General features: G+C 58.7%; 22 protein-coding genes. 5 read left to right on the plus strand and 17 right to left on the minus strand.

Annotated elements, in window-relative coordinates; genetic code table 11:
• Positions 1 to 11: 11 nt before the first annotated feature.
• From tolA to GJU48_RS19110, 12 genes are all read right to left on the minus strand, one after another.
• Positions 12 to 1085 carry a cell envelope integrity protein TolA gene (gene tolA / locus GJU48_RS19055; protein ID WP_083356996.1) on the minus strand — a complete coding sequence of 358 codons (1074 nt, stop codon included), beginning with the start codon at positions 1083 to 1085 and terminating at the stop codon, positions 12 to 14.
• On the minus strand, positions 1085 to 1537 hold the full coding sequence (gene tolR, locus GJU48_RS19060; protein WP_161630238.1) for a protein TolR: 453 nt from the start codon (positions 1535 to 1537) through the stop codon (positions 1085 to 1087). The genes tolA and tolR overlap by 1 nt, the downstream gene beginning before the upstream one ends.
• A 23-nt stretch (positions 1538 to 1560) precedes the next feature.
• A complete protein-coding gene (gene tolQ / locus GJU48_RS19065) occupies positions 1561 to 2256 on the minus strand; it encodes a protein TolQ (RefSeq protein ID WP_048727035.1) in 696 nt (231 codons plus the stop codon).
• Position 2257: 1 nt separating this feature from the next.
• A complete protein-coding gene (gene ybgC / locus GJU48_RS19070; RefSeq protein ID WP_071484353.1) occupies positions 2258 to 2713 on the minus strand; it encodes a tol-pal system-associated acyl-CoA thioesterase in 456 nt (151 codons plus the stop codon).
• Positions 2714 to 2852: 139 nt separating this feature from the next.
• Positions 2853 to 3911 (minus strand): Holliday junction branch migration DNA helicase RuvB, encoded by a 1059-nt coding sequence (ruvB, locus tag GJU48_RS19075; RefSeq protein WP_094952494.1) that lies wholly within the window; start codon positions 3909 to 3911, stop codon positions 2853 to 2855.
• Positions 3912 to 4523 (minus strand): Holliday junction branch migration protein RuvA, encoded by a 612-nt coding sequence (ruvA, locus tag GJU48_RS19080; protein ID WP_025854761.1) that lies wholly within the window; start codon positions 4521 to 4523, stop codon positions 3912 to 3914.
• 67 nt (positions 4524 to 4590) lie between these two features.
• A complete protein-coding gene (ruvC, locus tag GJU48_RS19085; RefSeq protein WP_024077147.1) occupies positions 4591 to 5115 on the minus strand; it encodes a crossover junction endodeoxyribonuclease RuvC in 525 nt (174 codons plus the stop codon).
• Positions 5116 to 5286: 171 nt separating this feature from the next.
• Positions 5287 to 6033, minus strand: coding sequence for a YebC/PmpR family DNA-binding transcriptional regulator (locus tag GJU48_RS19090; RefSeq protein WP_094952496.1), 747 nt, complete (start codon positions 6031 to 6033; stop codon positions 5287 to 5289).
• 150 nt (positions 6034 to 6183) lie between these two features.
• Positions 6184 to 7959 carry an aspartate--tRNA ligase gene (aspS, locus tag GJU48_RS19095; RefSeq protein ID WP_094952497.1) on the minus strand — a complete coding sequence of 592 codons (1776 nt, stop codon included), beginning with the start codon at positions 7957 to 7959 and terminating at the stop codon, positions 6184 to 6186.
• Positions 7960 to 8066: 107 nt separating this feature from the next.
• Entirely contained in the window at positions 8067 to 8288 is a 222-nt protein-coding gene (locus tag GJU48_RS19100; RefSeq protein ID WP_003193872.1) for an FmdB family zinc ribbon protein, read from the minus strand.
• 167 nt (positions 8289 to 8455) lie between these two features.
• Positions 8456 to 8797, minus strand: coding sequence for a ribbon-helix-helix domain-containing protein (locus GJU48_RS19105; protein WP_094952498.1), 342 nt, complete (start codon positions 8795 to 8797; stop codon positions 8456 to 8458).
• Between the two features lie 180 nt (positions 8798 to 8977).
• A complete protein-coding gene (locus tag GJU48_RS19110) occupies positions 8978 to 9451 on the minus strand; it encodes a Dps family protein (RefSeq protein WP_003193874.1) in 474 nt (157 codons plus the stop codon).
• A gap of 431 nt (positions 9452 to 9882) precedes the next feature.
• On the opposite strand from GJU48_RS19110, the gene GJU48_RS25510 reads away from it, so the two are divergent.
• Positions 9883 to 10485 (plus strand): cold-shock protein, encoded by a 603-nt coding sequence (locus GJU48_RS25510; protein WP_083356990.1) that lies wholly within the window; start codon positions 9883 to 9885, stop codon positions 10483 to 10485.
• Between the two features lie 70 nt (positions 10486 to 10555).
• Here the strand turns inward: GJU48_RS25510 and GJU48_RS19120 are convergent, their stop codons facing one another.
• Positions 10556 to 10762 (minus strand): SlyX family protein, encoded by a 207-nt coding sequence (locus GJU48_RS19120; protein WP_094952499.1) that lies wholly within the window; start codon positions 10760 to 10762, stop codon positions 10556 to 10558.
• 3 nt (positions 10763 to 10765) lie between these two features.
• On the minus strand, positions 10766 to 11191 hold the full coding sequence (locus GJU48_RS19125; RefSeq protein ID WP_094952500.1) for an HIT domain-containing protein: 426 nt from the start codon (positions 11189 to 11191) through the stop codon (positions 10766 to 10768).
• A 734-nt stretch (positions 11192 to 11925) separates the two neighbouring features.
• Here GJU48_RS19125 and GJU48_RS19130 point away from each other — a divergent pair.
• The gene (locus GJU48_RS19130; RefSeq protein WP_094952429.1) at positions 11926 to 13218 is read left to right on the plus strand and encodes an OprD family porin; all 1293 of its coding nucleotides are present in this window, start codon (positions 11926 to 11928) and stop codon (positions 13216 to 13218) included.
• Between the two features lie 189 nt (positions 13219 to 13407).
• Here the strand turns inward: GJU48_RS19130 and GJU48_RS19135 are convergent, their stop codons facing one another.
• Both GJU48_RS19135 and GJU48_RS19140 read right to left on the minus strand, forming a co-directional pair.
• Positions 13408 to 14250 carry a mechanosensitive ion channel family protein gene (locus tag GJU48_RS19135; protein WP_094952428.1) on the minus strand — a complete coding sequence of 281 codons (843 nt, stop codon included), beginning with the start codon at positions 14248 to 14250 and terminating at the stop codon, positions 13408 to 13410.
• Positions 14251 to 14386: 136 nt separating this feature from the next.
• Positions 14387 to 14872, minus strand: coding sequence for a YajQ family cyclic di-GMP-binding protein (locus tag GJU48_RS19140; protein WP_053135814.1), 486 nt, complete (start codon positions 14870 to 14872; stop codon positions 14387 to 14389).
• 123 nt (positions 14873 to 14995) lie between these two features.
• On the opposite strand from GJU48_RS19140, the gene GJU48_RS19145 reads away from it, so the two are divergent.
• From GJU48_RS19145 to GJU48_RS19155, 3 genes are read left to right on the plus strand one after another with little or no spacing between them, the layout of a single operon-like run.
• Positions 14996 to 15913: a putative 2-dehydropantoate 2-reductase gene (locus GJU48_RS19145; RefSeq protein ID WP_094952427.1), complete on the plus strand. Its 918-nt coding sequence runs from the start codon at positions 14996 to 14998 to the stop codon at positions 15911 to 15913.
• A gap of 46 nt (positions 15914 to 15959) precedes the next feature.
• On the plus strand, positions 15960 to 17996 hold the full coding sequence (locus tag GJU48_RS19150; protein WP_094952426.1) for a sensor histidine kinase: 2037 nt from the start codon (positions 15960 to 15962) through the stop codon (positions 17994 to 17996).
• Between the two features lie 2 nt (positions 17997 to 17998).
• Positions 17999 to 18577, plus strand: coding sequence for a cob(I)yrinic acid a,c-diamide adenosyltransferase (locus GJU48_RS19155; protein WP_094952425.1), 579 nt, complete (start codon positions 17999 to 18001; stop codon positions 18575 to 18577).
• A gap of 108 nt (positions 18578 to 18685) precedes the next feature.
• Here GJU48_RS19155 and GJU48_RS19160 read toward each other — a convergent pair whose 3' ends face one another.
• The gene (locus GJU48_RS19160) at positions 18686 to 19630 is read right to left on the minus strand and encodes a Nudix family hydrolase (RefSeq protein WP_094952424.1); all 945 of its coding nucleotides are present in this window, start codon (positions 19628 to 19630) and stop codon (positions 18686 to 18688) included.
• Positions 19631 to 19643 lie beyond the last annotated feature (13 nt).

Consider the following 19643-nt stretch of genomic DNA (forward strand, 5'->3'; position numbering starts at 1 on the left):
AAGAAGGTTTCTCACAAGGCTAGATCCTCAGGTGTGAATGTCATCTTGAATGAACGATAGGGAGCGAAGTCGCTTGGTTTCATTCCCTGCATCTCGGTCAACCGGCCAATGTTCTTGACCGCGGCAACCGCCGAACTGTCGAACGAACCGTCACCACTGGACTTGGCCACGCTGACCGAAGTCACCGTACCGTCCGGCAACATGCCGATCTGCAGCACTACTGTCATGCCTTTGCGTGCCGAAGGTGGACGTGTCCAGCCTTCCGCTGCCCGTGCCCGAATCAGATCGTCGAAACTGCCCGCGACTTCATCACCACGTTCATCTGCCAAGGCTTGCTGACGCTGCGGCGTGTCGGAGAGCAAATCTGCCAAGGCCTGGGCCTTTTTCTCTTCGGCGGATTTACGTGCTGCTTCCTGGGCCTTTTTCTTGCTGGCGTCGGCGGCAGCTTTCTTCTTCGCGTCGTCGGCGACTTTCTTCTTCGCCTCGTCTGCTTCAGCTTTTTTCTTGGCGTCTTCGGCGGCTTTTTTCTTCGCGTCTTCGACTATCTTTTTCTTGGCGTCTTCAGCGGCCTTTTTCTTGGCCTCTTCTTCGGCCGCTTTTTTGGCTTCTTCTTCAGACTTCTTCTTGGCTATATCAGCCAATTGTTTCTCTTCGGCTTTTTTAGCTTCGGCAGCTTTGTCGGCTTTCTTGGCTTCATCAGCCTTTTTCGCCTCGTCAGCTTTCTTGGCTTCGTCAGCCTTTTTCGATTCCTCGGCCTTTTGAGCCGCCTCTTCTTTCTTTTGTTCCGCAGCAGCCTTCACCGCTTCCTGCTCGACCTTCTTCTGTTCCATCTGCTCGACTTCAGTCTGGCGCGCAGCCGACTTCTGGGCCTCACCCGCAATCTTCTGATTGGTCTGGGTGGTGGCCTGACTTTTCGATTTCAGCTGATACAGGGTCGCCTGCACGATCGGCTTGGCTGGCGGCAGGTCCGGGGTCATGGCAAAGCTGACGAACAGCATGCCAAACACCAGGACGTGCAGGGCAATTGCCCAGACGCTAGGCCAGAAGAAGCTTTCCGAGGCGGACGGCTCTCGCTGTTGGTGCATCAGGGCGCCTCGGTAATCAAGCCAACGTTACCCACGCCGGCCTTCTGCAGCCCACCCATGGCGCCCATGACGGAGCCATAGTCGACCACTTTGTCGCCGCGAATGAACACTTGCGTGTGCTTGCCGCCTTCGTTGCCGGACCGGATGATCTTGGTCACGGCGTCGGTCATCTGCGGCAAGGTCATGGCCTTGTCCTGCTGTTTCTGGGTGTCGACTTCGCTGCCAAGGTTCCAGTAATAGGTCTTGTCAGCCTTGATCGAAATGGTCAGGACCTGAGTGTTGTTGTCTTGCGGCAAGGCTTCGCTGGAAACCTTGGGCAAATCAACTTTCACGCCCTGATTGAGCATCGGCGCGGTCACCATAAAGATCACCAGCAGCACCAGCATCACGTCGATGTAGGGCACTACGTTCATCTCGGCGACCGGCTTGCGCTTTTTGCGAGCTCGAGCGATTAAAGCCATTGGGAATTACCTGCTTATTCTTCGCTGGTGTGCACTTTACGGTGCAGGATCGCCTGGAATTCATCGGCGAAGGTGTAGTAACGGCTGATCAAAGTCTCGCCGCGCGCGGCAAAACGGTTGTAGGCGATTACTGCCGGGATAGCGGCGAACAAGCCGATCGCGGTGGCGATCAGGGCTTCGGCGATACCCGGGGCCACGGTGGCCAGGGTCGCTTGCTGGGCCTGGGCCAGGCCGCGGAAGGAGTTCATGATCCCCCACACAGTACCGAACAAGCCGATGTACGGGCTGACGGAACCCACGGTGGCGAGGAACGGCAAACTTTGCTCAAGCTTCTCTTCTTCGCGGGAAATGGCGACGCGCATGGCACGGGCCACGCCTTCCATGACCGCTTCCGGGTCAACGCCCGGTTGCTGACGCAGGCGGGAGAATTCCTTGAAACCGGCGCGAAAGATCTGCTCGACGCCCGAATCAGGGTCCGGGTTGCTGCCGGCCTGGCGGTACAGCTTGGACAGGTCGATACCCGACCAGAAGCGCTCCTCGAAGCTCTCCAGGGCACGTCGACCGGCACGCAGCAGGTTGCTGCGCTGAAAAATCATGACCCAAGAGGTAACCGATGCGGCTACCAGGATCAGCATCACCAGTTGAACCACAACACTGGCATTGCTGACCAGGCTCCACATGGAGGAATGGTCGACGACGGTAGGTTCCACGCTAAATCTCCTGCTTTGATTGTTTACCCGCGCCGCTTACGCCGGCAAAGGCCGCACGTAGAGCTTCGGGAATGGCCCGGGGTTTCAAACTATTGGTGCGCACACAGGCCACCAGGAACTGCCCCTCACAGAGCAGCGTTGCATCCGTTGCCCGCCTGACCTGCTGTTTAAAGCGCAGGCTGACACGGTTCAATTCGATTACTTCAGCGCTGACCAACAATTCATCGTCCAATCGCGCCGGTGCGTGGTAGCGCGCCTCGCTGGAATGCACGACAAATAACAGGTCCTCCCCTGCCAGCTGGGATTGGGCAAAGCCCAGCTCCCGTAGCCGCTCGGTTCGAGCCCGCTCCATGAACTTGAGGTAGTTGACGTAATAAACGATGCCGCCAGCATCGGTGTCCTCGTAATAAACGCGACAGCGATGTGCGAACGACTGATCCCCGTTTTGCGCGCGCATACTCTAGTGCTTACTCCTCAGGTTGCCAATCCGGCTGGGCAACTGTTTTTTGATCCTATGACACATTTCTAACAACTGAATGACGACACCAGCCACTAGGACAGCACAAAGCTCAGATAAATCGACTGGCGTGACCTTTTTAATCGTCCACTGCATCGAGGAATTCGTCTACTACAGGCATCTCACCCAATCGTGACGGAATGTTTAACCCGAAGTGCAAATAGGCATGGCGCGTCACCACCCGCCCCCTTGGCGTACGCATGATGTAACCCTGTTGGATCAGGTACGGCTCCAGCACATCTTCAATCGTGTGGCGCTCCTCGCTGATCGCCGCCGCCAGGCTGTCTACGCCCACCGGGCCGCCGTCGAACTTCTCGATCATGGTCAAGAGTAGACGCCGATCCTGGTGATCGAAGCCATGTTCGTCCACATCCAGCAGGTTCAAGGCCAGATCAGCCACGGCCTTGGTGATATGCCCCTTAGCCCGCACCTCGGCAAAATCGCGCACACGCCGTAACAAACGGTTGGCGATCCGCGGCGTACCACGGGCGCGGCGGGCGATTTCAAACGCGCCGTCCGGGTCTAGGGGCAAGCCAAGGATGCTCGCCGAACGGCTGACGATGGTGGCCAAATCCGCAGTGCTATAGAACTCTAGACGTTGAACAATGCCGAAACGGTCTCGCAGCGGGTTGGTCAACATGCCTGCGCGGGTGGTCGCCCCCACCAGAGTGAAGGGCGGCAAATCGAGCTTGATCGAGCGGGCCGCCGGGCCTTCGCCGATCATGATGTCGAGCTGAAAGTCTTCCATGGCGGGGTACAGCACTTCCTCGACGATGGGCGACAGCCGATGGATTTCGTCGATAAACAGCACGTCGTGCGGCTCAAGATTGGTCAGCAACGCCGCCAAGTCCCCCGGACGCTCCAGCACCGGGCCGGAGGTGGACTTGATCGACACCCCCATTTCATTGGCGATAATCATTGCCAGGGTGGTTTTACCCAGCCCCGGCGGGCCGAAGATCAACGTGTGGTCCAAGGACTCGCTGCGCCCGCGCGCGGCCTGGATGAACAACTCCATTTGCTCACGCACGGTAGGCTGGCCGATATAGTCGGCCAGGCTCAGCGGGCGGATGGCCCGGTCCTGGACTTCTTCACGGTCGCGCGGGCCAGTGGCCGCGATCAGACGATCAGCTTCAATCACTTAAATCATTCCCTTCAGGGCTCGGCGGATCATGTCTTCGCTGCTCAGGTTCTTATCCTTGATGGCCGATACGGCTTTGCTCGCTTCCTGCGGCTTGTAGCCCAGGGAGATCAACGCGCTGACCGCATCGCTTTCGGCGCTGGCGACCTGGCCGGCCGGCATATCCGGCTGGTTCGGCACCAGGGCAAACATGCTCGGCACGACTTCCCAGGCTTTGAAACGGTCCTTGAGTTCCACCAGCAGGCGCTCGGCAGTTTTCTTGCCAACGCCCGGCACCTTGGTCAACGCCGAGGTGTCCTGGGCCGAAACCGCGCGCACCAACTCATCCACTTCCAGGCTCGACATCAATGCCAGCGCGAGCTTGGGGCCCACGCCATTGAGGCGAATCAGCTCGCGAAAGAAGTCGCGATCACGCTTGCCAATGAAACCATAGAGCAATTGCGCATCTTCACGCACTACCAGATGGGTGTGCAGGGTCAGCGGCTCGCCGACCGACGGCAGGCGATACAGGGTGGTCATGGGCACTTCCAGCTCATAGCCCAACCCATTTACATCCAGAATCAGGTGCGGCGGCTGTTTCTCAGCCAGGGTGCCGCGCAAGCGTCCAATCACGGTTCAGATCCTTAAAGCTTAGGGTCAGAACAAGGCCTGACCGGAAATAACGATTGCGCTGATGCTATCAGAGACGCAGCCGCCCGCCACGACTGCGTGCCGTGCCCAGGCCATGCGGCAGCAAGCTTGAGCGGGTGTGCGCATGGCAAATGGCAATGGCCAGGGCGTCGGAGGCGTCGATCTGCGGTTTTGAGGTGAGCTTGAGCATGTGCATAACCATCATCTGCACCTGCTCCTTATTCGCCGCACCGGTGCCGACCACAGCCTGCTTGACCTGGGTCGCGGTGTATTCGGCGATTTCCATACCCTCCTCCGCGCCGGCGACGATGGCGGCGCCACGCGCCTGGCCGAGTTTCAACGCGGAGTCGGCGTTTTTGGCCATGAACACTTTTTCGATGCCCATGGTCACCGGGCCGTAGGTCTGGATCACTTCACGCACGCCGCGATAGACGATCTGCAGGCGCTCGGCCAACTCGCCCGCGCCGGTGCGGATGCAGCCCGAGGCGACGTAAACGCAGCCGCGCGGGGTATGTTGCACCACGCCAAAACCGGTGATGCGCGAACCGGGGTCGATACCTAGGATTAAAGTCATAACGCCTGCGGAGTAGGGAAAACACAATTCTTGCGGCCAACATCAATCAACTGTGGGAGCTGGCTTGCCTGCGATGCAGACACCTCGGTGCTTCTGTCAAACCGAGGTGACGCTATCGCAGGCAAGCCAACACCCACCCAAACCAGCTCACACAGTGGAGCGGCGCGCCCCTTAAGAGAGCTGTTCGGCCACTTCTTCTGGAATGTCGGCATTCGAATAAACGTTCTGCACATCATCCAGGTCTTCAAGCATATCGAGCATCTTTAGCACTTTCTGCGCACCGTCCAGGTCCAGCTCGGCGCTGGTGGTCGGCAGCATCACGATTTCCGCGTCAGTGCCTTTGAAACCGGCGGCTTCCAGGGCATTACGCACCGCGTAGAAACCTGCGAACGAGGTGAATACGTCGATGGAACCGTCTTCGTTGGTCACCACGTCGTCGGCATCTGCCTCCATTGCGGCTTCGATCAGCGCATCTTCATCCACGCCGGGTGCGAAGGAGATCTGCCCCTTGCGCTCGAACAGGTAAGCCACCGAGCCGTCGGTGCCCAGGTTACCGCCGCATTTGCTGAACGCATGGCGCACGGCTGCGGCAGTACGGTTGCGGTTGTCGGTCATGCACTCGACCATCACCGCCACGCCGCCCGGGCCGTAGCCTTCGTAGCTCAGCTCGACCATGTCGTCGGTGTCGGCCGCGCCGGCACCACGGGCCACAGCGCGGTCGATGATGTCGCGGCTCATGTTCGCGCCCAACGCCTTGTCCAGCGCCAGGCGCAGACGTGGGTTGGAGCCCGGGTCACCGCCGCCCTGGCGGGCAGCGACGGTCAGTTCGCGAATCCACTTGGTGAAGATCTTGCCTTTCTTGGCATCCTGTCGCTCTTTGCGGTGCTTGATGTTCGCCCACTTGGAATGGCCAGCCATAACACAACTCCGAAATTCTCTAGAAACCTTAACAATCCCGCCCCAGGCAGGACTTCTCTCTTAAAAGCACAACCCTTGTAACGCAAAGGCGCATCCGAAGATGCGCCTTTTTAGACTGCGTAAACCTCAGTGCGCTTTCACGCAGCAGCCTTACTCAGCCTTCGGCGTCTCGCGCAGACGGATGTGCAGCTCGCGCAGCGCCTTGGCATCAACCACGCCCGGCGCCTGGGTCATGACGTCCGCAGCACTCTGGGTTTTCGGGAAGGCGATCACTTCACGGATCGACTGGGCGCCGGTCATCAGCATCACCAGACGGTCCAGGCCGAATGCCAGGCCACCATGCGGCGGTGCGCCGTACTTCAGGGCGTCGAGCAGGAAGCCGAACTTCTCTTCCTGTTCCGCTTCGTTGATGCCCAACAGGCGGAACACCGCTTGTTGCATCTCTTTGCGGTGGATACGGATCGAACCGCCACCCAGCTCGGTGCCGTTGAGCACCATGTCGTAGGCACGCGACAGCGCGCCTGCCGGGTTGGCTTCCAACGCTTCAGGCGAGCACTTCGGCGCAGTGAACGGGTGGTGCAAGGCGCTGAAGCTGCCGTCGTCGTTCTCTTCGAACATCGGGAAGTCGACGACCCACATCGGGGCCCACTTGCAGGTCAGCAGGTCCAGGTCGTGGCCCAGCTTGATCCGCAGCGCGCCCAGGGCTTCGCTGACGATCTTGGCTTTGTCAGCGCCGAAGAACACGATGTCGCCGTCGACCGCACCGACGCGATCGAGGATCGCGTTCAGGTTGTCCAGCGGGATGTTTTTCACGATTGGGGACTGCAGGCCATCAACGCCGTTCGCACGCTCGTTGACCTTGATGTACGCCAGGCCCTTGGCACCGTAGATGCCGACGAACTTGGTGTAGTCGTCGATCTGCTTGCGCGGCATGCTCGCGCCGCCAGGCACGCGCAGGGCGGCGATGCGGCATTTAGGGTCATTGGCCGGGCCGCTGAACACCTTGAAATCGACTTCTTTGAGCTGGTCGGCCACGTCCACCAGTTCCAGCGGGTTACGCAGGTCTGGTTTGTCGGAACCGTAGCGGCGCATGGCTTCTTCGAAGGTCATGTGCGGGAATTCGCCGAATTCCAGATCCAGCACTTCCTTGAACAGGTTGCGGATCATTTGTTCGGTCAGGCCCATGATCTCTTTTTCATCGAGGAAGCTGGTCTCGATGTCGATCTGGGTGAATTCAGGCTGGCGGTCGGCGCGCAGGTCTTCGTCGCGGAAGCACTTGGCGATCTGGTAGTAACGGTCGAAGCCGGCCACCATCAGCAGTTGCTTGAACAGCTGCGGCGATTGCGGCAAGGCGAAGAAGGAACCGGCGTGGGTACGGCTCGGCACCAGGTAGTCACGCGCGCCTTCCGGGGTGGCCCGGGTGAGGATTGGCGTTTCGACGTCGAGGAAGCCGTTTTCGTCGAGGAAGCGGCGGATGCTGGTGGTCATGCGCGAACGCAGACGCAGCTTCTCGGCCATTTCCGGGCGACGCAGGTCCAGGAAGCGGTAGCGCAGGCGAGTTTCTTCGCCCACATCAGAATATTCGTTGAGCGGGAACGGCGGGGTTTCCGACTCGTTCAGCACTTCCAGCTCGTAACCCAGCACTTCGATGGCGCCGGAAGCCATGTTCGCGTTCACGGCACCGGCCGGACGCAGGCGAACCTTGCCAGTGATTTTCACGACGTATTCGCTGCGCACGCGGTCGGCGGCGGCGAAGCTTTCAGCGCGGTCCGGGTCGAACACCACCTGGGCCAGACCATCACGATCACGGATATCGAGGAAAATCACCCCGCCGTGGTCGCGGCGACGGTGAACCCATCCGCAAAGGGTGATTTCCTGACCTTCCAGGGTCTCGTTCAGTTGGCCGCAATAGTGGCTGCGCATCATGGTAGTGGTTTCACTTCTCGTAATTCGAAATTCGGTGGAGGCTCGCCTCGTCACCGTACAGTTAAGCAGGGGACGGATAATGCAGGAGCCTGCGCGTAGAGTTCAACTCAGTCTGCTTTGTCGCCGCCTGCCAGGTTCTTCTTGGCGCCGGTCTTGAAGTCGGTCTCGTACCAGCCGCTGCCACTCAGGCGGAAGCCCGGCATGGACAACATCTTCTTCAGCTCAGGCGCCTGGCAGGCAGGGCAATCGACCAGCGGCGCTGCGCTGATCTTCTGAATGGCTTCCAACTGATGACCACAGGAAGCACATTGATAGTCGTACATGGGCATGGAGATGTCTCGGCGATCAGATCTAACTGCGCCACGCCGGCCCTGTGGGCAAGCCCGGGATGCGTAGCAAAGCGCGGGATTATATCTGGTAAATCGACACAGCGCAGCCGGCTTTCTACCCCAGGGCCGGCCCGCCATGACGCAAGGCCGGCTCCGCAACCGCCGGATTAATCGGCGCTCGTCGGGGTAGTGCGAGCTTTTAATACGTGAACCACGCACACCACCCTGACCAACCCGCTGAAGTTCTTCACTCCCCCATAACGCAAATGCACTTCCCGATCGACATAAGACAGCAACGCACTGACTGAGCAGGCATTGATCCTGGCTATCTCCGTGAGGATATTCCAATAGATCTGTTCGAGCCGCAGACAGGTGGAAAACCCGTTGAGCCTGACCGACCGGGACAATGGCTTGGCCAGTCCCATATCGAACCCTTTTGCAAAGGGGTCGACCTTTATCTTATGAAAACCACAGGTTTCCATCACTCCATTACCCACTCCGCGTGACATACACCTGACACTCCATTGCCAAACAGCAGCCCATGGGTTTCTCCCATCGGACAGTGGGTCTATAAAACAGCAGGAAGCGCGGGGCAGCCAGAAGACGGGGATCTGATAGTCGTAGGACAACGCCAGGAAGTGCAGCGAAACAAGTGAGCGGCGCCAGGGCGGCGCCGCTCAGGCGCGGGTTTACTGGTTTTCGAGCAGAGAACGCAGCATCCACGCGGTTTTTTCATGAACTTGCATACGCTGGGTCAGCAGATCGGCAGTCGGTTCATCGCTGACCTTATCCAGCAAGGGGAAGATGCCACGTGCGGTGCGCGTCACCGCTTCCTGGCCCGCCACCAACTGCTTGATCATCTCTTCAGCGCTGGGCACACCTTCTTCTTCTTTGATCGAAGAAAGGCGGGCATAGATCGAATAGGCGCCCGGCGCCGGGAAACCCAGGGCGCGGATACGCTCGGCAATGGAGTCCACCGCCAGCGCCAGTTCGTTGTACTGCTCTTCAAACATCAAGTGCAGCGTACGAAACATGGGGCCCGTGACGTTCCAATGGAAGTTGTGGGTCTTCAAATACAGTACATAGGTATCGGACAGCAGCCGCGAAAGCCCATCAACGATGGATTTACGATCTTCTTCACTGATACCAATATCGATTGCCATGTTTTTCCCCTTCAATTGACGAGCATTCATTGATCAGGTGCAGGACCACTCTAGCAAGAGTGCCGACTCTGTGCAGCCCGACACACACAGCTGGCATGCGGCAAATCGCCCCTCTGCGGCTCGCCTGACGGCGGCGCGCAAGCCTTTTCACAGAGTAGGAAAATTCTCAAAAATGCCGCAAAAAAAGCCCGCACCTGTCTAGGACAAGCGTTTGACGCAGAAATGCCATGGCGCTCGCAACGCCCCGAAATGCTTGATTTGAGTAGGCACAGCCTTTGCTGTTAAATAGGCGCTGTGTGGTTGGCCGTTTATTTCTGCGGCACGCCACATAGGCTGATACCCGCGCACGTGCCCAACGCCTCCCATTGTTCAGAAGCGAACCGTGCCAGTCAGCTCTTCCTTGTGATCCTTCTAAACGTGAGTTAATCAAAATGTTGAAAATCGTCCACCTGCTAACGGGCGTTGCAGCGTTGCTGCTGTCCTTTATACCGAGCTTGCAACAGGGAAGCCCTCCCTACCTGGAACAACACGACGCTCTGTACCTGGCCTTGTTCGGCCTTCTTAACCTGACGCTGGCACCGGTGATCCCTTACTGGAACAAAGGCACGCGTCATCAACTGCAAAACCTGGTCAGCGCGCTGCTGGTACTGACCGTTGTCGTTCAAACCCTCACCCTCCTCGCACCGATGCCTGAAGTCGGCGGCCACCCGGCCATCCTGCTCAGCCTGGTGATTGCTGTGGTCGCCATCGTTCTTCACCTGGCCATCAGCTTCTACCGTTCGTCCCCCGCCGCTGCGTCGCAAAACTACGACATGACCAACCGGGATACCGGGACCGTCAAGTGGTTCAACACTTCCAAAGGCTTCGGCTTTATTTCCCGCGATTCGGGCGACGATATCTTCGTCCATTTCCGGGCCATCCGCGGCGAAGGTCACCGCGTTCTGGTCGAAGGCCAGCGCGTAGAGTTCTCCGTCATGAACCGCGACAAGGGCCTGCAAGCCGAAGACGTGATCGCGGCATTGCCGCGTCGCTGATTCCCACCCTCGGCGCAATAAAAAACCGCGATCCAGCTCTGCTGGGTCGCGGTTTTTTTATGCCGTGCACTTAATAATGCGGCGGCGGCGCTTCTTCTTCGGAGGATTCGAACTGGCCGCCCATTTCCTCCTGACGCTTAAGCAGCGCCATCATCTGCAATTGCAGGCGCTCCACCGCCCGCTGCTGAGCGACGAGGATGGCATTTAGGGTGTCGATGGTGTCGTCCTGGAAGGACAGGCGCATTTCCAGGTCGTTGACGCGGTCTTGCAGGTCCATGGCTCAGTCCTGGGTAAAGATGAAGTGGGCTGGCAATAACCCGCGCAGTCGGGCGCGAATCGCCGCCACTTGCTCTTCGGTATACGGCTGGGCCGGATGTTTGCCCCAGACCGGTGCGGGCCAGGCGGCATCATCGCGTTTGCGCACAATCACGTGCACATGCAACTGGCTGACGACATTCCCCAGCGCGCCAATGTTCATCTTGTCGGCAGCTAGGCCCTCATTGAGCAGTTGTGCCAAGGCCGTCGTTTCTTGCCACAGCATCTGTTGATCTGCGACATCCAGTTGAAACACTTCACTGATACCGTCTATGCGCGGTACCAGGATGAACCAAGGGTAATTCGCGTCATTGGACAGCAGCAGGCGGCAGAGCGGGAAGTCTCCAATAGCCAGTGTGTCTTGTTGCAGGCGTTGGTCTAAGGCGAACACGCGGGCACTCCGTTCGGGCAAGTCAGTTTCAGGCGCCCAGCATACCTTTGAATGCTCAAGGCTTCACGGCGAATACGGGGAGCTTTGAAGCGGCCCGATAAAAAAACACACCCGTTCGAGGCAGTCGGATATTTGAGCTACGCTAGATCGGGCCCGGGCGGAACGCACCAAAATGACCCACTTGTGCCTCAAAGGGATCGCTCACTATGAGGGTCAACCGGTAACGTTTTGCACAGGCACAGGATTTGTGTACGACCCCGCCTCGGTAAAACGTGAGCGCCAGGCCCAAACCAAACGACGCAAAAAGCCCGTGCTTATGAGGTTTTTACACTGCCGTAACGTTTTTCACGAAAAAATGACATTCGGTTACCGCTTTGTGCACGCTTGTTGCATTCACACCCGTATCGTCGGCAACGGCACCCGTTTGGACGCAGGTGTTTCGCGATAAAAAACAGTAGCGTTTGAGTGCCTATCAAGGATGAGTTCAAACTTCGAAAGGGGTCTGAAAGCAGCACTTAAGTTGTCAGCCTGTTTACATTCGGGCTGTGAATTTGCGACAGGGAACTAGCAATTTACGACAGCCTCGTAAAGAAGCTGAAAGGATAGATGACTAAGTATCGTCAATAGAGTCTGCGTGATATAACTTTGCGCCGACACAAAAAAGAAAGAGCCGCCCAGATAAAAATACAGGTGGGACGGCAGTACTCTTCCTAAAACCAAAGGAGCAAATCACGATGCGCGTGATGAAGTGGAGCATGATCGCCCTGGCTGTTTCAGCAGGCACCTCGCAGTACGCAATGGCGTCCGCCCAAGATGATTCCAAGGGCTTTATTGAAGACAGCACAGCCAGCATTCTGACTCGTACCCTGTACTTCAGCCGTGACTACCGTAACCACGATGCGAAGCAAAGCCGTTACGAAGAAACCGGTCTCGGCTTCCACGGTCTGTTCAGTTCGGGCTACACCCAAGGCACCATCGGTGTCGGCGTTGATGTCATCGGCCTGCTGGGCGTCAAACTCGACAGCGGCAAGGGTCGTGCCGGTACCGGTCTGTTCCCTACGGGTTCCGACGGTCGTTCGCAGGACGACTATTCCAAAGGCGGCGCTGCCGTCAAGTTCCGTATTTCCAATACGGTCCTGAAGGTCGGTGATCAATACACCACCGCGCCAGTGTTCGCCTCCGATGACAGCCGTTTGCTTCCGGAGTTGCCACAAGGCATCTCCATCACTAGCAGCGAGATCAAAGACCTGAAACTGGAAGCCGGTCACTTCACATCGATCGTTGCCCAGGACAAAAGCTTCCGCGACAGCATCGGGAGCTCTGAGCCTGGCACGAAGACTGGCCTGCGCGATGCCAACTTCGTGGGCGGTGTCTACGCCTGGACTCCAGAGATCACCACCAGCCTCTACTACTCCAAAGTGGAAGACTACTGGAAGAAGCTCTACGCCAACGTGAACTGGACCCACGCGCTCAGCAATGACCAATCCGTGGCTGTCGACTTCAACATATACGACACCAAGAGCGACGGCGCAGGCCTGGTACGTTCCGACAAAGACAGCACTACCAAGCTCAACAACCGTGCGTTCAGCTTGCAGGGTGCTTACTCTGTCGGCGCCCATACCTTCACCCTGGCAGCGCAGAAAGTCACCGGCGACGGCCAATACGCCTACGGCGTAGACGGCGGCGGCACGATCTTCCTGGCCAACTCCATCGCCCGTTCCGACTTCAACGCCGAAGGCGAGAAGTCCTATCAGGCACGTTATGACCTCAACATGGCTACCTTCGGTATTCCTGGCCTGAGCTTCATGACTCGCTACGTGAAAGGTACGGGCGCCAACATCGCCAGCACCAGCAACGGTAAAGAGTGGGAACGCGATATCGAAGCCAAATACGTGATCCAGAGCGGCCCGGCAAAAGACCTGAGCCTGCGCGTACGTCAAGCGACCTATCGCTCGTCTGATCAGGTTTACTCGGGTTCTCTCGACGAACTGCGTCTGATCGCGCAATACCCGCTGAACATCTTGTAATTGGCTGTTTGATTACAACGATGACTTAAGGCCTCGGCCTTAAATAAAAAGCCGCTCCCCTGTTTAAAAGGGAGCGGCTTTTTTATTGCAGTTTTATTTCAGCTTAAAATAACTAGCAAGCTAACTAACGAGATTAGCTGCCAGACTCGAACCTGACCTATCGGCCAAGTTCGAACCCTTGCCGCTTAGTTATTTGGCCGCTGGTTCCTGCATTACTCGAATAACCCGCTGTGGAAACGGAATATCAATCCCCGCCCCTTTCAAGCGATCACGCGCCAATTCATTAAGCATGAATACCACGTCCCAATAATCCGACGTCTTGGTCCAGCAGCGCAAAGACACGGTGATCGAACTGTCGCCCAAGGTCGACACCACAGCCACCGCCTCAGGATCTGTTAGCACGCGCGGGTCTTTCGCCAGTTCCAGCAGCACTTCACGGGCTTTCTGCAGGTCGGCTTCGTAGTCTACACCTACGTCAAACACCACCTTGCGGGTCGGCTGACGGTTGGTATTGGTGATGATGCCGTTGGACAAGATGCCGTTCGGTACGATCACGGTTTTGTTGTCGCCGGTACGCAGCACGGTGTGGAAAATCTGAATGCTGTCGACCGTACCGGATGTGCCCTGGGCTTCGATCCAGTCACCAATGCGGAACGGGCGGAACAACAGAATCAGTACGCCACCGGCAAAGTTGGTCAGGCTGCCTTGCAGCGCCATGCCGATGGCAAAGCCTGCAGCTGCGATAGCCGCAACGAACGAAGTGGTTTCCACGCCAATCATCGAAGTCACGCTGATCACCAGCATGATCTTGAGCACGATGTTCACGATACTGGTAACAAAGCTCTGAAGCGCCAGGTCAGCGTTACGCATGGCCAACAGACGACCCATCTTGTGAGTCAGTTTGTTGATCAACCACCAGCCGATGGCCAGGGTGATAACGGCCAGCAATACCCGGCTGCCATATTCCATGATCATCGGGATCCATGACTGCGAGGTCTTGATCAGTTGATCCACTTCTGCGTTTAAATCCATGTAGCTTCTCCTATTTAGCGGATATGCGGCTTTATTGACTGCCTGAAAACGCAAATGAGCCCCGTGGGGCTCAAGTGTAGGCACAGACTCTGGGGCGTGGGACGTCAAAAACGTCTACAGGTTCCCCAAAGTGCCATCAGTCGCGGAAGTTATTGAACTGCAGCGGCATGTCGAAGGTCTTGGCGCGCAGGGCCGCGATCGCGTCCTGCAAATCATCACGCTTCTTGCCGGTAACGCGAACCTGCTCACCCTGGATGGCGGCCTGGACTTTCAGCTTGGCGTCCTTGATGTGCGCAACGATCTTCTTCGCCAACTCTTTGTCGATGCCTTCCTTGAGGACCGCTTCCTGCTTCATCAGCTTGCCGGAGGCGTAGGCATCCTTGATTTCAAGGCATTGCGCGTCGATCTTGCGCTTGACCAGCGACAGCTTGAGGATTTCGATCATCGCTTCCAGCTGGAAATCGGCTTCAGCGGTCAGGTTGACGGTCAGTTCCTTTTCCTTGAATTCGAAGCTGCCCTTGCCTTTCAAGTCATAGCGGCGGTCCAGTTCCTTGACGGCGTTCTCGACGGCGTTGGTGACTTCGTGTTTGTCCAGTTCGGATACCACGTCGAACGAAGGCATGTCATTTCTCCAATATAAGGGGCGGGCTCAGTAGAGATGGAGCGCGCCCGAGCTAAAATGCCGAGGCATTATAGCGGTTCTTTCGTCCCGTTCACTGTGAGCGACCCCACGGAGCATAAACTGATGTCGACCACCTGGCACATTCTCGGCGCCGGCAGCCTGGGCACACTCTGGGCCACCCGCCTGGCCCGCGCGGGCGTGCCCGTGAAACTGATCTTGCGCGATGCTGCGCGCCTCGCCAGCTACCAGGCAGGACCTGGGCTGACGCTGGTCGAACAAGGCGTAGAACACACCTACCCGGTGATCGGCGAAATGCCCGACAGCCCTGAGCCGATTCATCGCCTGCTAGTGGCGTGCAAAGCCTACGACGCCCAAGGCGCCATCGCACAGCTGCAACACCGGCTGGTACCGGATGCCGAACTGATCCTGCTGCAAAATGGCCTCGGCAGCCAGGACGCGGTGGCCGCACAGCTTCCCCAGGCCCGCTGTATCTTTGCCTCCAGCACCGAAGGCGCATTCCGCGATGGCGATTGGCGCGTGGTGTTTGCCGGCCACGGCTACACCTGGCTGGGCGATGCAGGCCACCCTACTCCACCGTTATGGCTGGACGACCTGCACGCCGCCGGCATTCCCCACGCCTGGAGCACTGACATTCTTACGCGCCTGTGGCGCAAACTGGCCCTCAATTGCGCCATTAACCCACTGACCGTGCTGTACCAGTGCCCCAACGGTGGCCTGCAGGATCATCAGTGTGAAGTCGCCACCTTGTGCGCCGAATTAAGCGAGTTACTCGAATGTTGCGGCCAGCCGGCGGCGGCCGAGGATCTGCACAATGAAGTGGAACGGGTGATCCAGGCCACAGCGGCCAACTACTCGTCCATGTATCAGGACGTGGCGAACGCCCGACGCACCGAAATCAGCTACTTGCTGGGCTATGCCTGCTCGGCCGCCGCCCGTCACCAATTGGTCCTGCCGCACCTGCAACAACTGCAATCGCGGCTGATCGACCACTTACGTGCACGCGGATTGGCCAGCAACTGAGGCACGCGCTACCCTGCCTACCTGTCTATCACCTGGGAAAACCCTGATGCCACTGCGCCAGCGTCTTGAAAATCTACCGGTAGGGCAGAAACTGCTGGCCGCCTTGCTGGTGTTGTTGACCACCGTATTGCTGGTGGCCAACCTGACGTTTATCAGTGCCGCCTATTGGATTTCCCAGGAGAGCATGGCGCCCCAGGCGCTGCAGGCCATCGGGCGTCTGGTGTCCAACCCGTCACTTGCCGCTGAAGGCCTGGAATCCCCAGCCAAGGCCGAAGCCTTGCTCAATGAACTGACCAGCTATTCGCCGCTGCGCGCCGCCGCGCTTTACGACGGCGAAGGCAACCGCCTGGCGCAGATGCAACACGGCAACCGTTTGCAGTTGCCGGAAAACTACCGGCATATCGAGGCCTGGCGCGTCACCGAGTTTCGCAGTAACCAGATCATCACCCTGCCCCGCACCGGCCAGCCTTCTGGGCACCTGCTGCTGGTGGCCACCAGTGAGCTGCCCGTGGCGTTCTATACCGGCACGCTGACCGCGAGCCTCGGCATCCTGATTTTCAGTGTGTTGCTCTGGCTGGTCATCGCCCGGCAGATCAAACGCCTGATCACCCGCCCGATCCACGAACTGGAAGAACTCTCGCGCCAGGTCACCCGCGAAGAAAACTATGCCCTGCGCGCCGGGCGCGGCAACCACGATGAAATCGGCAGCTTGGCCGAAGCGTTCAACACCATGTTGTCGCGCATCGAAGCCCGCGAGCAACAACTCAAGCGTGCGCGTGACGACTCCCAGGCCGCCTACGCTCAGGCTCAGGGCCTGGCCGAGGAAACACGCCACACCAACCGCAAGCTGGAACTGGAAGTCCAGGTACGCAGCAAGATCGAGAAAAAGCTCACTGGGTTTCAGAACTACCTGAACAGCATTATCGACTCGATGCCGTCGGCCCTGATCGCCCTGGACGAACAGCTCTACGTCACCCAGTGGAACCAGGAGGCCAGCGCGCTTTCCGGTACACGCCTGGATGAAGCGCTGAACCAGCCGATCTTCCTCGCCTTCCAACCGCTCAAGCCCTACCTGCCGCAAATCAAGGCCACGGTCGAGCGACACACGGTGGAACGCATTGAGCGCGTCACCTGGTTCAAGGACGATGAGGCCAAGCATTACGCCCTGACGTTCTACCCGTTGATGGGCGGCGCCGGGCGCGGCGTGGTGATCCGTATCGACGACATCACCCAGCGCCTGTCCCTGGAAGAAATGATGGTGCAGTCAGAAAAAATGCTCTCCGTCGGCGGCCTGGCGGCCGGCATGGCCCATGAGATCAATAACCCGTTGGGCGCGATCCTGCATAACGTGCAAAACATCCGCCGCCGCCTGTCCCCCGACCTGCCGAAGAACCTGGAACACGCCGAACAGTCGGGCATCGATCTCGATACGGTCAACCGCTACCTGCAAGGCCGCGAAGTCCCGCAACTGCTTGACGGCATCCAGCAAGCCGGCGCGCGGGCGGCGAAGATCGTCACCCATATGCTCAGTTTCAGCCGCCGCAGTAATCGCCAGATGGCGCCGTGCGATTTGCCGGCGCTGATCGACCAAGCGGTAGAAATTGCCGGTAACGACTTCGACCTCACGGTCGGCTTCGACTTCAAGGGCCTGGCGATCATCCGCCAGTTCGACCCGCAACTGGGCCCAGTGCCCGGCACCGCCAACGAACTGGAACAGGTGCTGCTCAACTTGCTGAAAAACGCTGCCCAAGCCATTCACCTGCGTGAAGACGGCCGCGAGCCTGGACGCATTATTTTGCGCACACGCCTCAATGCACCGTGGGCGGAGATCCAAGTGGAAGACAACGGCATCGGCATGAGCGAAAACGTGCGCAAACGCACCTTCGAGCCGTTTTTCACCACCAAGGAGATCGGCCAAGGCACTGGGCTTGGGCTGTCGGTGTCGTATTTCATCATCACCAATAACCATAAAGGCCAGATGGAAGTGCACTCCACCCTCGGCCAAGGCACGTGCTTCACCCTGCGCCTGCCCCTGGCCGGCAGCCAAATACCATCCTTTGACCTGACTCAACTGGAGCAATGACCATGGGCTTTCGCCTGTCGAAAATCTACACGCGTACCGGCGACAAAGGCGAAACAGGCTTGGGCGACGGCCGCCGCGTGCCCAAGGACCACCCACGGGTGGAGGCCATTGGCGAGGTGGACACGCTGAATAGCCAGTTGGGCTTGTTGTTGGCCAACCTTGAAGAGCAGAGCGGCAAACATCCGCAACTGAACGATGTGATTGAGGTGCTCACACCTTGCCAACATCGCCTGTTCGACCTGGGCGGTGAGCTAGCGATGCCGGTGTACAAGGCGTTGAATGCGGCTGAAGTCGACCGGCTTGAAGCGGCGATTGACCGCTGGAACGAGGAAGTCGGGCCGTTGGAAAACTTCATCTTGCCCGGTGGTTCAGCGCTGATTGCCCAGGCGCATGTGTGCCGCAGCCTGGCGCGCAGTGCGGAACGGCGGTGTCAGCAGTTGAATACGCTGGAACCGCTGGAAGGCGTGGGGTTGGCGTATATCAATCGGTTGTCGGATTTGTTGTTTGTGGCGGCGCGGGTGATTGCCAAGCGACAGGGGGTGGCTGAGGTGTTGTGGCAGGCGGCAGCGAAGCCACACTAAGATCGTTCCCACGCTCTGCGTGGGAATGCCTCTTGTGACGCTCCGCGTCACGCTTTGGGACGCGGAGCGTCCTCGGCTGCATTCCCACGTAGAGCGTGGGTACGATCATCAAACCTGCGGCCAGAACGCCCGAATCCCTGCCACACCCTGAGCCCCAGCTTCCCAAGCCTGTTCCCGCTCCGCCGGCCCAACGCCGCCCAACAGAAACACCGGCTTGCTGAACCCACGGATCAACTCGGCCGACTGCTCCCAACCCAATGGCTGAGCATCAGGATGCGTCTGGGTCGGCTGCACCGGCGACAGCGTGACAAAATCCACGTCCATCATTTGCGCCAGTGCCAGCTCTTCAGCATTGTGGCATGAGGCCGCCAACCAGCGATCCTTCGGCAACGGCCGGCCCTTGCTCGCGTATTTACGCAGCTGAGCCGACGTCATGTGCCAACCGGCCGCCGGGAAATCTCCCAGCCACTCGAACGGGCCCTTGAGCATCAACTGCGCCTTGCCAGCACACAAACCCACTGCATCCACCGCCAGGTCACGGTATTTCGGGTCGTAGCCATTAGGCGCACGCAACTGGATCAGCTTGATACCACCGGCAACAGCTTTCTGAATACCGCGCAGCAACACCGGGGTTTCCAGCTCGCCAGGGGTAATCAGGTACTCAGCCGGTAACCGCGCCGCCGCAACGATCGGGGCATTCGCCGCGGGGAACTCATAGTTGATCAAGTCCCGCGGGGCGACCCATTCCAACGGTTGCCCTTCGGCACCATGGGGCTCGCCGGTAAAGGCCGAGACTTCCCAGACATCCAGCAACACCTGCTTGTCCGGGTAGTCATGTTGCACCTTGATCAACGGCCGCGCCGTGGTGACCTGGATGCCCAGTTCTTCCTGCAACTCGCGAGACAGCGCGGCAGCGACCGATTCATCGGCCTCCACCTTGCCACCGGGAAACTCCCAGAGGCCGCCCTGGTGTTGGGTATCGGCGCGGCGTGCCAGCAGGATCCTGCCATCGACACCGCGGATCACCGCTGCTGCTACATGCACTCGTTTCACCGCACTTATCCTC

Source organism: Pseudomonas sp. IB20, assembly GCF_009707325.1.
GTDB lineage: Bacteria > Pseudomonadota > Gammaproteobacteria > Pseudomonadales > Pseudomonadaceae > Aquipseudomonas.

Coding starts and splice junctions, on each gene's coding strand:
- GJU48_RS19130 (WP_094952429.1), top strand. CDS start 11,926: ATGCGCGTGATGAAGTGGAGCATGATCGCCCTGGCTGTTTCAGCAGGC.
- GJU48_RS19135 (WP_094952428.1), bottom strand. CDS start 14,250: ATGGATTTAAACGCAGAAGTGGATCAACTGATCAAGACCTCGCAGTCA.
- GJU48_RS19140 (WP_053135814.1), bottom strand. CDS start 14,872: ATGCCTTCGTTCGACGTGGTATCCGAACTGGACAAACACGAAGTCACC.
- GJU48_RS19150 (WP_094952426.1), top strand. CDS start 15,960: ATGCCACTGCGCCAGCGTCTTGAAAATCTACCGGTAGGGCAGAAACTG.
- aspS (WP_094952497.1), bottom strand. CDS start 7,959: ATGATGCGCAGCCACTATTGCGGCCAACTGAACGAGACCCTGGAAGGT.
- ruvC (WP_024077147.1), bottom strand. CDS start 5,115: ATGACTTTAATCCTAGGTATCGACCCCGGTTCGCGCATCACCGGTTTT.
- GJU48_RS19110 (WP_003193874.1), bottom strand. CDS start 9,451: ATGGCAATCGATATTGGTATCAGTGAAGAAGATCGTAAATCCATCGTT.
- GJU48_RS19120 (WP_094952499.1), bottom strand. CDS start 10,762: ATGGACCTGCAAGACCGCGTCAACGACCTGGAAATGCGCCTGTCCTTC.
- ybgC (WP_071484353.1), bottom strand. CDS start 2,713: ATGCGCGCGCAAAACGGGGATCAGTCGTTCGCACATCGCTGTCGCGTT.
- GJU48_RS19100 (WP_003193872.1), bottom strand. CDS start 8,288: ATGCCCATGTACGACTATCAATGTGCTTCCTGTGGTCATCAGTTGGAA.
- tolA (WP_083356996.1), bottom strand. CDS start 1,085: ATGCACCAACAGCGAGAGCCGTCCGCCTCGGAAAGCTTCTTCTGGCCT.
- GJU48_RS19090 (WP_094952496.1), bottom strand. CDS start 6,033: ATGGCTGGCCATTCCAAGTGGGCGAACATCAAGCACCGCAAAGAGCGA.
- GJU48_RS19155 (WP_094952425.1), top strand. CDS start 17,999: ATGGGCTTTCGCCTGTCGAAAATCTACACGCGTACCGGCGACAAAGGC.
- GJU48_RS19105 (WP_094952498.1), bottom strand. CDS start 8,797: ATGTCACGCGGAGTGGGTAATGGAGTGATGGAAACCTGTGGTTTTCAT.
- GJU48_RS25510 (WP_083356990.1), top strand. CDS start 9,883: ATGTTGAAAATCGTCCACCTGCTAACGGGCGTTGCAGCGTTGCTGCTG.
- GJU48_RS19145 (WP_094952427.1), top strand. CDS start 14,996: ATGTCGACCACCTGGCACATTCTCGGCGCCGGCAGCCTGGGCACACTC.